This window comes from Telluria sp. ZB4P34 (assembly GCF_059686055.1).
In genome coordinates this window covers 1-10912 of sequence record NZ_JCASIF010000024.1, presented here as the reverse complement: position 1 = coordinate 10912, position 10912 = coordinate 1, and the positions used below count along the sequence as shown (strand labels likewise).

8 protein-coding genes are annotated in these 10912 nt (G+C 65.2%); 1 reads left to right on the top strand and 7 read right to left on the bottom strand.

Annotation, left to right across the window (positions count from 1 at the left end):
* The first annotated feature begins 50 nt into the window (after positions 1–50).
* A complete protein-coding gene (locus AC56KL_RS22240; protein ID WP_497182359.1) occupies positions 51–692 on the top strand; it encodes a LysE family translocator in 642 nt (213 codons plus the stop codon).
* 244 nt (positions 693–936) lie between these two features.
* On the opposite strand, the gene AC56KL_RS22235 is transcribed toward AC56KL_RS22240, so the two are convergent.
* From AC56KL_RS22235 to AC56KL_RS22205, 7 genes are all read right to left on the bottom strand, one after another.
* On the bottom strand, positions 937–2169 hold the full coding sequence (locus tag AC56KL_RS22235) for a type II secretion system F family protein (RefSeq protein ID WP_497182358.1): 1233 nt from the start codon (positions 2167–2169) through the stop codon (positions 937–939).
* 28 nt (positions 2170–2197) lie between these two features.
* Positions 2198–3925: a type IV-A pilus assembly ATPase PilB gene (pilB, locus tag AC56KL_RS22230; RefSeq protein WP_497182357.1), complete on the bottom strand. Its 1728-nt coding sequence runs from the start codon at positions 3923–3925 to the stop codon at positions 2198–2200.
* Positions 3926–4345: 420 nt separating this feature from the next.
* Positions 4346–5908: a methyl-accepting chemotaxis protein gene (locus AC56KL_RS22225; RefSeq protein ID WP_497182356.1), complete on the bottom strand. Its 1563-nt coding sequence runs from the start codon at positions 5906–5908 to the stop codon at positions 4346–4348.
* Positions 5909–6100: 192 nt separating this feature from the next.
* Entirely contained in the window at positions 6101–6508 is a 408-nt protein-coding gene (locus AC56KL_RS22220) for a hypothetical protein (RefSeq protein WP_497182355.1), read from the bottom strand.
* Between the two features lie 9 nt (positions 6509–6517).
* Positions 6518–7777 carry a hypothetical protein gene (locus AC56KL_RS22215; protein WP_497182354.1) on the bottom strand — a complete coding sequence of 420 codons (1260 nt, stop codon included), beginning with the start codon at positions 7775–7777 and terminating at the stop codon, positions 6518–6520.
* A 195-nt stretch (positions 7778–7972) separates the two neighbouring features.
* The gene (locus tag AC56KL_RS22210) at positions 7973–8530 is read right to left on the bottom strand and encodes a ClpP family protease (RefSeq protein WP_497182353.1); all 558 of its coding nucleotides are present in this window, start codon (positions 8528–8530) and stop codon (positions 7973–7975) included.
* A gap of 36 nt (positions 8531–8566) precedes the next feature.
* On the bottom strand, positions 8567–10444 hold the full coding sequence (locus tag AC56KL_RS22205) for a DUF4153 domain-containing protein (protein WP_497182352.1): 1878 nt from the start codon (positions 10442–10444) through the stop codon (positions 8567–8569).
* Positions 10445–10912 lie beyond the last annotated feature (468 nt).

The following is a 10912-nucleotide window of genomic DNA, read 5'->3' as shown; positions in this document are numbered from 1 at the left end:
GGCGACAGTCCGGTAGCTGTTCGACGGGATACAACACCAAGAGGGTTTTGATGATCGAGAGCTCATTTCTCACTGCCAACCTAGCGATTGCGTACGCTGCCTATGCGCTCGGCACCGCCAGCCCTGGACCAAGCAATCTTTCGATCATGGCGATCGCGATGGAGCAGGGTCGACGCCCCGCGACAGTGTTCGCTCTGGGCGTCGTGTCGGGCTCCACGCTCTGGGGCTTCCTCGCAGCTTTCGGCCTCTCGACAGTACTGGCACGGTACTCGCAAGCGCTGGTGGCAATCAAGCTCCTTGGCGGGCTCTATCTGCTCTGGCTGGGATTCAAATCGGCACACGCTGCATTGAAACCGGATGTCGCCGTCGGCAAAGCCAAGCGGACGAGTTCCGCCGCAGGCCTCTATCTGCGCGGCGCACTCATGCACCTCACCAATCCCAAAGCAATATTTGTCTGGCTGTCGATTGTTGCTCTCGCCCTGCCAGCCGATGCCCATCGCCATGACGCACTCCTTGTCGTCGTGGGTTGCATCCCCATCGGCATGATGATTTTCGGTAGCTATGCCTTGGTCTTTTCCACCGCTGTTGCCCGGGACGTCTACCTGCGCGTGCGCCGCTGGCTTGAGGGAGCATTGGCCTTGCTGTTCGCCTACGCAGGCATCCGCATGCTGGCATCACGCGCCACGCTCTGATCCATGGAGACGGCGACGGGTTTCTGGATTCGACCACACCGAGCGTGATGACGTACGTTCGAGAAGCAGCGCCAGGGGATGTCGAACCCATGGTCTGACTGTTCAGGCAACTCGGTTACGCAAGCGAGGCCACGCGCTTGTGAAGATGCGCTCAGAGCGAACCGATGCCGACACGCCAGGGTTCCGGCCAACTGGCGTTCGAGCGGGGCGATGCCAGCGATACTGCTTGCAAGGCCCGCCCGCCTTACACCACCGAGCCCAGCTTGAAGATCGGCAGGTACATCGCCACCACCAGGCCGCCGATCAAGACGCCCAGGATCACCATGATGAGCGGCTCCATCAGCGACGACAGCGCTGCCACCGCCTGGTCGACTTCCTCCTCGAAGAAGTCGGCCACCTTGCCCAGCATGGCGTCGAGCGAGCCGGATTCCTCGCCGATCTGGACCATCTGCGTGACCATGTTGGGGAACACGTTCACGTTCTGCATCGAGATGGTCAGGCTGGTGCCGGTGCTCACCTCGGTCTGGATCCGCTTGGTCGCTTCCAGGTAGATGTAGTTGCCGGAGGCGCCGCCCACCGAATCGAGCGCTTCGACCAGCGGCACGCCGGCCGCGAACATGGTCGACAGGGTGCGGGTCCAGCGCGCGATGGTGGCCTTGCGGATCACGGCGCCGAAGATCGGCAAGCGCAGCAGCAGGCGGTCCATCGCCTGCTGCACCTTGAGCGAGCGCTTCCAGGCCTGGAAGAAGAAGTACAGGAAGGCGCCGATGCTGCCGAAGATCAGCCACCAGTAGGTGACGAAGAATTCCGAGATCGCCATCACGACCAGGGTCGGCGTCGGCAGGTCGGCGCCGAAGGTCTTGAACACTTCCTTGAAGGCCGGCACCACCCAGATCATGATGACCGCGGTGATGATGAAGGCCACCGCGATGATCGCGATCGGGTAGATCAGGGCCGACTTGATCTTGCCCTTGATCGCCAGCGTCTTTTCCTTGTAGATCGCCAGGCGCGTGAGCAGGTCTTCCAGGATGCCGGCCTGTTCGCCGGCGCCCACCAGGTTGCAGAACAGCGGGTCGAAGTAGAGCGGGTACTTGCGGAAGGCGTTGTTCAGGCTGGTGCCGGTCTCGACATCGTTGCGCAGGTCCATGATCAGGCGCGACATCGACGGGTTGGCGTGGCCCTTGCCGACGATGTCGAAGGCCTGCAGCAGCGGCACGCCGGCCTTCATCATGGTGGCCAGCTGGCGCGTGAACAGGGTCAGGTCCTTGTCGGTGATCTTGCGGCCGCGGCGGTAGGCCTTCTTCTTGACCTTGGTGACCAGGATGCCCTGGCGGCGCAGCGTGACGTTGACGATCGCCTCGCCGCCCGCACGCAGCTCGCCGCGCACGGTCTTGCCGGTCTTGTCCTTGCCTTCCCAGGCATAGACGGATTCCTTCACCTGCGCTGCGCGGATCCGGGTGGGTGAGGACGTTGCCATAGTGAGTCCGCTTTCGTCTTGTTGCGTCTTATTCGTTGGTGCAGCCGAGCACTTCTTCGAGGCTGGTGAGCCCCTGCCTGACTTTCATCAGGCCCGAGCGGCGCAGCGAGTTCACGCCTTCCTTCCCGGCCTGCTCGGCGATCTGCATGGCGTTACCGTGCGCCAGGATCAGCGCCTCGATCGCCGGCGTGATCGGCATGATCTGGTAGATGCCGACCCGGCCCTTGTAGCCCGAGCCGAGGCAGCGGTCGCAGCCCACCGGGCCGTAGGGCTTCCAGCCGCCCTCCAGGTCGGCCTCGCGGTAGCCGGCCGCCAGCAGCACCTCGCGTGAGGTTTCCAGCGGCTGCTTGCAGCTGCACAGGCGGCGCGCCAGGCGCTGCGCCGTGATCAGGATGACGGAGGAGGCGATGTTGAAGCCCGCCACGCCCATGTTCATCAGGCGTGTCAGGGTCGAGGGCGCGTCGTTGGTGTGCAGGGTCGAGAACACCATGTGGCCGGTCTGGGCGGCCTTGATCGCGATGTCGGCCGTTTCCAGGTCGCGGATCTCGCCGACCATGATGATGTCCGGATCCTGGCGCAGGAAGGATTTCAGCGCCACCGGGAAGGTGAGGCCGGCCTTGTCGTTGACGTTTACCTGGTTTACGCCGGGCAGGTTGATCTCGGCCGGGTCTTCCGCGGTCGAGATGTTGATCCCGGGCTTGTTCAGTAAATTCAGGCAGGTGTACAGCGACACCGTCTTGCCGGAACCGGTGGGGCCGGTGACCAGCACCATGCCGTAGGGGCGGGTGATCGCGTCCAGCAGCAGGGCCTTCTGCTCGGGGTCGTAGCCGAGCGCGTCGATGCCCATCTGCGCCTGGGTGGCGTCGAGGATACGCATGACGGTCTTTTCGCCGAACAGCGTGGGGAGCGTGCTGACGCGCAAGTCGATGGTGCGGGTCGGGCCCATCACCAGGCGCATGCGGCCGTCCTGCGGCACGCGCTTTTCCGAGATGTCGAGCTTGGCCAGCACCTTGATGCGCGAAACCAGCTTTTCGCGGATCGACAGCGGCGGGGTGGCGTGGTCGCGCAGCACGCCGTCCACGCGCATGCGGATGCGGTAGTACTTCTCGTAGGGCTCGAAGTGGATGTCCGAGGCGCCCAGCTGCACGGCGTCCAACAGGATCTTGTTCAGGAAGCGTACGATCGGCGCGTCCTCGACTTCGCTGGCGGCGTCGGGTGCCGCCGCCGGCTGCACGTCTTCCTCGGCGAATTCGATCTCGCCGTCTTCGCCGGCCAGTTCGTTCAGGCTCTGCTCGGCGCTCTTGGCCAGACTCGCCAGCAGCTTGAGCAGGACGTCGTGGGCCACGATCACCGGCTCCACCGAAGCTTCGCTCTGGAACTTGATCTGGTCCAGGGCCTGGATATTGGTCGGGTCGGACAGCGCCACCGACATCTTGTTGCCGCGCTTGGCCAGGGCAATGACGCGCTGGGCCTGCATCAGCTTGGCGTCGATGGCCGCGTTCGGGATCGCCTCGAGCGCGAAGTTGGCGAGGTCGAGCAGGGGATAGCCGAAGGTCTCGGCGCAGAAGCTCGCCAGCGCGGCGGGCTCGATGATGCCGCTGTCGAGCAGGGCGTCGATGAAGGCCGTCTTGTCGGCGGCCGCCTTTTTCTGCAGGGCGTCCGCCTGTCCTGCACTGAGCCGGTTCGCCTGCACGAGGGCGCGCGCCAGCCCCGACAGGGGCGCAGCGGTGATCGTGTTGGGAAGGACTGCTGCCATAGGAAACTGAGGCGCCGTGAAAAGGAGTATTACCCAGGAAGGATTGCTTGATGATGCCTACGGGCATCAAATTTGTAAAGGATTCCAGCCTGCGAAGATGCGTGCGCGCCACGTAGACAAGCTGGCATGCGGCGTTTTCGTGGCCGGGGCGACAAGGCTTGTGAGCGTGTCGACAAGCAGTATGGTTGAGGCGACAAGGGAATGTATTGACGGAGGCGGTATAGGCAGCTCAGCGCGAGCGGTAGGGTGGGCGGCTCCACCAGAAGATGCGATTCTTCCGTACCGTCGACGCCGCCCACGCGTTCAACGCCCTTCCGAGCAGAGAGGACGGTTACTCACCGGCCGCTTGAACGCGTGGGCGGCGGTGCGGCAGGGAGAACCTCTTGCCGCGCGGTCGAGCCGCCCACCCTACGGAAGTGCTTAACGCAGCGCCAGGCGCTTCACGCCCCCAACGGCCGCCGCCGGCGCCTCCTCCAGCTTGAACACCGACAATGCCCCCGTCAGCTGCGTGGTCTGCTCGCTCAGCGACTCCGCCGCCGACGATGCCTCTTCCACCAGCGCCGAGTTCTGCTGGGTCATCTCGTCGATGCTGCCGATGGCGCGGCCGATGTCGTCGATGCCGGCGCTCTGGCGGGCGCCCGCGGCGCTGATCTCGGCCATGATGGTTTGCACCTTGCGCACCGATTCCACGATTTGCCCCATGGTCACGCCGGCTTCGTCGACCAGCGCGCTGCCGGCGCTCACCTTGGCCACCGAGTCGCCGATCAGTTCCTTGATTTCCTTGGCCGCAGCCGCGCTGCGCTGGGCCAGGTTGCGCACCTCGCCGGCGACGACCGCGAAGCCGCGGCCCTGCTCGCCGGCGCGCGCCGCTTCCACCGCGGCGTTCAACGCCAGGATGTTGGTCTGGAAGGCGATGCCGTCGATGACCGAGATGATCTCCACGATCTTGTTGGCCGAGCTGTTGATGTCACCCATCGTGTTCACCACGCCGCCGACCACCTGGCCGCCGCGGGTCGCGATGCTGGACGCCGTTTCCACCAGGGAGTTGGCCTGGCTGGCCGCCGTCGCGTTCTCGCGCACGGCGCCGGTCAGCTCTTCCATCGAACGGGTGGTACGGTCCAGGCTCTCGGCCTGCGATTCGGTGCGGCGCGCCAGGTCGGCGTTGCCGCTGGCGATTTCCGCGCTGGCCAGTGCGATGGTGTCGGCGGATGCCTTGATCTCTGCCACCAGGGTGGCCAGGCGGCCGCGCATTTCCTTCAGCGCCGCCAGCAGGCTGCCCTTGTCGCCGGCTTCCACCCGGATTTCGGTGGACAGGTCGCCGCCAGCCACGGCCCGGGCGATCTCGCGCGCATACTCCGGCTCGCCGCCGAGCTGCTGCCAGATGGTGCGCACCACGAACCACGACACCACGGCCAGGGCGGCGATGACGACCAGCGCGGTGACGATCATCGAGATGACCACCTGGTTCACGCTGTGCTTGCTGGCCTCGATGCCGGCCGCGAACTGGCGCTGGGCCGATTCATTGATCCTGGCCAGGTCGCCGTTGAGGACCGCGAGGGCCTTCTGCATCTTGCCGACCACAAGCTGCGGGTCGCCCTGTTCCATCTCCAGCATGATGCGCGCGGCCGACAGGGCCGGTGCGTAGTAGGCGTCGAACTCCGCGCTCAGGCGGGCGCCGACCTCGCGCTGGCCCGGGATCTGGGCAAATTTGTTCAGGCGCGCGCGCAGCTTGCCGGCCTGCTCGCCGACCTGGCTGACCTTGTCCTTGTCGCCTTCGACGACGGCGTCCTGCAGGCCGTCGGTGACGGCGGCGACGTCGAGGATGAGCGCCTTGGATGCATCGAGCACAGGATAGTCGACGCTCGCGGTGGTGGTGATCGAATCCAGCGCGCCGTTCGCGATCACCGCGCTGGCGCCGGCGCCGGCGCCGAAGATAATGGCGGAGATGACGGGTAGTGCCCAGATCCTGCGCTTGATGCTCATTGATGTCTCCAGAATGCAGAAACCGCCGCCCGCGTCATGCCGGCGGCGGGTGTAGCTCACGGGGATACTGCTTTAGAACGCCTAACAATTCCCCCGAAGGCTGCGTTGCATCGTCTCGCCGTACTAGCGTACTGACTTCGTGGTCCGCCACTGCGGCGATGCGCCTTGCCCTCGGGGTTTTGTCAGGCGTTCTTACTGTGCCGAGTAGACGACCTTGACGCTGCCGTCGACCGCGCTCTTGTCGATATAGCCGATCGCCTTCGGATTGGCGGCGACGGCGGCCTTGACGGCGGCGCTGTCGGCGACTTCCTTCGGCATCGTGGCCTTGCCGGTGAAGACCAGCTTCGACCACAGGGCCTTGGCCTGGGCGGCGTCCTTGTCGGCGACCTTCTTGTAGAACTCGGCGCGGATCGCGCTTGAATCCGACTGGTCGATCGGCGTCATGCTCGACGACTTACCCAGGAAGAACTGGGCGACCTGCTCCTTGGTCATGGTGCTCTCGGCAGCGCTCTTGTTGACCACCACGACCACTTCGGCCATGGCGGGGACGGATACGGCCAGGGCGGCTGCTGCACACATGCTTGCAATCATCTTGTTCATGGCCGCTCCTTAGAACACGAAGTCGAGGGCGACGGCGCCAACGGTGACGGTGTCACGGAAGCCGGGTTGCGGATTGAGGAACAGGCCGTTGCCGTTCTTCGGCTTGATCCGGTCGATTTGCATTTTCAGGGCGACGGAGCTGGCGAAGTCCCAGCGCACACCGATGCTGTCGGTCGACTGTTCGCCCTGTCCCACGGCGGCGTTGCGCAGGCGGTTCACACCGGCGCCGAGCTGCTGCATGGTAGGAGTGCAGGCTGCAGGGAAGCCGCCCGGGCAGCTGGTCGGCACGGTATTGGCGACGACGCTATCGATCTTCAGGTTCGCGTGGGTGTAGTAGGGCAGGAACTTGCCGATGCGGTAGCCGCTCATGACATACCACGAGGTGGTGTCGTTGATGTAGCTGTTCGACTTGCGTCGTGCGAATTCGGTCTGAACCACGATGTTGTTCCAGTCCATCATCAGACCAAGCGAGCTGAAGCTACCTTTCTTGTCCTTCGCTTCCAGGTCGTTCGCCAAGGTGACCAGCTGTGGGAAGCGGTAACCGGCGCCGGCTGCGCGCAGGCCGCCGAGCAGGGTATCCAGCGAAACCGATCCTTCGACGGTGAGCTTGGCCACCGCATGGCCGGCGCGGACCGTGAACGGACCGTGTTCGACCGCCACGTTGAGGGCCGCGACATTCTTGCCGCGCACATTGGTCGTGCTCGAGGCCGGCGCCTTGACGCTGCCATAGGCCAGTTGCGAAGTCACGGTGGTGTCGCCGAAGCTGCGCTGCCAAGTGAGGTCGACACCGTCGACATTGTTGAAAGTGACCTGGGAATACACTTCCGCTGGCGGACGCAGCATGTTGTTGGCGTAGCCGACGTTGCGGTAGTCCGAAATCATGAAGACCGGCAGGCCAACGCGGCCGACGCGCACACTGAGCTCATCCGAGAGCTTGGCCTTGGCGAAGGCCCAGCTCAGTTCGGCGCCGTAACCCTCTTCGGCGTCGCGGCGCACCAGGCCCTGGGCGGTCAGCGACAGCCAGCTGTTGACCGGCAGGTCGGCCTGCAGGCCGAGGTTCGAGTCGATTCCGGTACGGAAGTTCCTGGACGAGCCGGAAGCCTGGTTCGGTCGCGCGAATTCGGCTTTGTCGGTATCGGCATAGGTCAGGGCGCCGGTGCCGAAACCGCTGATTTTGACAGAGGGGAAGCCGGTGCTGTCCTGCGCATAGGCTGTTGAAACTGCCAGCGGAAACGCCAGCAGGGAAGCAATCACACGTTTGTTCATCATCTTTTCTATTACGCAAGCTGCTCGGGAAGGGCGGCGCTGGACAGGCAGCAAGCAAACAGCGCCGATAAAATATGGAAATGATTCTATCCACCCGGCAATTTCAAACGCAACAAATTGATGACAATTGGTGACAATTACATAAGCAAATTCCTCAAATCGTTGTGCTATTGAAACAGCATATTGTCAGTTCGCAAATCAATTCCACCAGTGACAGCTGCCACCTGCCGGCGGCAATTGCGCCTGCATGGCGCGGTGCACGATGCCGGCCTTGACCGCTTCATCGGCATCGAAGATGCGGGCGTTGCCGGTGAGGTTGCTGCGGATGTCGGTGGCGGCGCCGGCGGCGGTGGTGGCATCGAGGAAGATCTTGGCGTAGCGCTCGGCGTCGAAATCGAGGCAGTCGCGCCACTCCGATACGCGCGAATGGTCGGCGGCGACCAGGCTGCCGAAACCCCAGTGCAGCGGGTGGATCAGGAAGCGCGTGCCCGGGCAGGCATAGCGCTTTTGCCCGGCCAGGAAGATGACCACGGCCACCGATTCGACGCTGCCGATGTTGTGCGTGGTGAGGGGAACCGGGAGCGACTTCAGGAAGAAGTACAGCGCGAAGCCGGCCGTCATGTTGCCGCCTTCGCTCGAGATGTGCAGCTCGATCTCGGTGGCGCCGTTCTGCAGGGCCTGCAGGCAGTTGTTGCGGATTCCGCTGGCGGAATTGTGGTTGATCGGCCCGATGAAATGAACGATGTGCAATGCCATGTGCTCTCCTCGCGGTGAGCCCAAGCATAGCAAGTTTCACTCTGGCGGTGCGTCCGGCTGGTCGGGCCCGGCTGGCGGGCAGGGGCTTGCCGGGCCATCCGGCGAGACGGCTTCGACGGTGATGCGCCGGCCTGCCACTTCCAGCTCGCGCCAGCGCGGCGCCACGGCCTGGATCTTCCCTTCGCGCAGGGCCTGCTTCCATGCCGGGCAGGGCATGCCGGCGAAGCGGCCGGCGAAACGCCAGCGGCCGCCCGCATCTTCGGTGATCACTGCCGACTCCCAGGGACTGTCACCGAACAGCAGCACTTCCGGCCTGGCGTCCCCGCCCAGGTCGATCAGCAGCGCGTCGCAGCCTGCGCCCTGGAACAGCAGGCAGCGCGGCATGTGCGGCATGTCGTCCATGCCGCCCTGGCCAAGCCAGTCCATCTGCAGGAAGCCCTGCGGCAGTTGCGTTCCGGCCGGCCAGACGCGCAGCCTGGCGGCCAGTCCGGGGCGATCGGCCAGCAGGTGCAGCTCGTGCCTGCTGCGCAGCTTGCGCACCGCCGCGATCCGGCTGCGCAGCTGGGCGGCGCCGGGAAGCGTGCTGTCCCTGTCGAGCCGCGCCAGCGCCGCGCGGCCGTAGCGCGCGCCATCGAAATGCAGGTAACCGACATCGAACTGCGCCGCCGTCACCCGCCCTGCCTCCAGGCGCGCCATCTGGTCGTTCGTCGAGAGGCGGGCCGGATCGGCAAGCGGCGTGAGCAGCGCCAGCAGTACCGCCAGCACCACGAAGGCAGCCGCGATATTGGCCCCGGCCAGCGTGGGCAGCCAGCCCTTGCGCAGGGCGGCGGCCGCGTAGCCGCCGGCGTAGCAGCCCGCCACCAGCATGCAGGCGGCGGCGATCACCCGGTCTTCGGTCCAGCCATGTTCGTTCACCCGCAGCGCCAGGGCGTAGATCGCAAGCGCCGTGACCGGCACCAGCAGCAGGGCGGCGATGCGGGCGGCCAGGGCGACCGGCCGCGCCGCCGGCAGGGCGCCATTCTGCCCGCCGTTTTGCCCGCCGTTTTGCCCGCCGTTTTGCCACGCGGCGTTGATCAGGACCACGAAGGCGGCCGCGGCGCCGAGCAGGACGGCGGCCGCACTGCGGGTGCCCCACAGCGGCTCGAGCCCGGTGAAGGGCAGGCTGGCGAGGAAACCGCCGACCAGCAGCGTCAGCACCGGCAGGATCCAGGACAGCAGCACCAGCGCCAGGTTGCGGATGCCGCGCACGATGCCAGGGCGCACGTCGGTCAGGTGCATGGCGGTGGCAAAGGCGAAGGTCGTGACGGGAATCGTGAACCAGGATTGCCGGATGGCCTTGCTGAGGAAGTCCAGCTTGATCAGGAGGAAGAGCTGCGCGCCGAGCTGCAGCACCAGCCAGGTGACGCCCACGAACAGCACGCTGAAAGCCAGTTGCACGCCCAGCTTCCAGGCGATCTCGAAGTAGGCCGTGTAGCTGGCGATACGGCGCCGCTCCTGCATCCCTGCCAGCACCAGGGCATGGGCAATAAAGAAGCCGGCCACGAGGGAGAGAAACAATGGCGGCGAGGGCTCCGGGCCGCGCATCTGCTTCGGCACCGGCAGGCCGGCGCCCTCCATGCGCCACACGTCGTACCAGGCGAGGGCAGCGATGAAGGCGGCCGCCGTGGCCACCCATGACAGCAAGCGGCGCCAGGGCATCTGGCCGAGCCCGTTGACGGCGATCACCGGCGCCAGCACCCACACCAGCAGCAGGGGCACGAACAGGCGCGGGGCGGTCGCGGGCCAGGCCAGCTCCGCTCCCGCACGGTAGAGCAGGTAGAGCACGAGACCCTGCAACAGTCCGATGCCGATCCGGGCGGCGGCAAGGCCCGGCCTCGGGGTGGGCTCGGTAGTGTCGGCGGTGCTCGCGTCCATGGTGTGCTCCAGTTTGCTATCAGTAAATATTACTGTGCTTCCAAGCAGCGTGCCATGGAAACGGGCGAGGGTCCATCTGGCTGATTGCATGGTCAATACAGCGACATGCCCGCGGCTCGTAGGGTGGTCGGCTCCGCCGACCGCGCGTTCAGCTCCGGCATGCGATACGACTGCACATGCCCCTGCCAAGCGCGCGTTCAGCTCCGGCATGCGATACGACTGCACTTGCCCCTGCCAAGCGCGCGTTCAGCTCCGGCATGCGATACGACTGCACTTGCCCCTGCCAAGCGCGCGTTCAGCTCCGGCATGTGATACGACTGCACATGCGCCTGTTGGACGCGCGGTCGGCGAAGTGAACTGACCCCAGAAAGTTGGACACTAACTTTCTGGGGTTTTATGGGGAAGTACACACCTGCCTTCAAGCTGATTGTCGTGCAACGGTATCTTGAAGGCTCGATGGGTTACCGG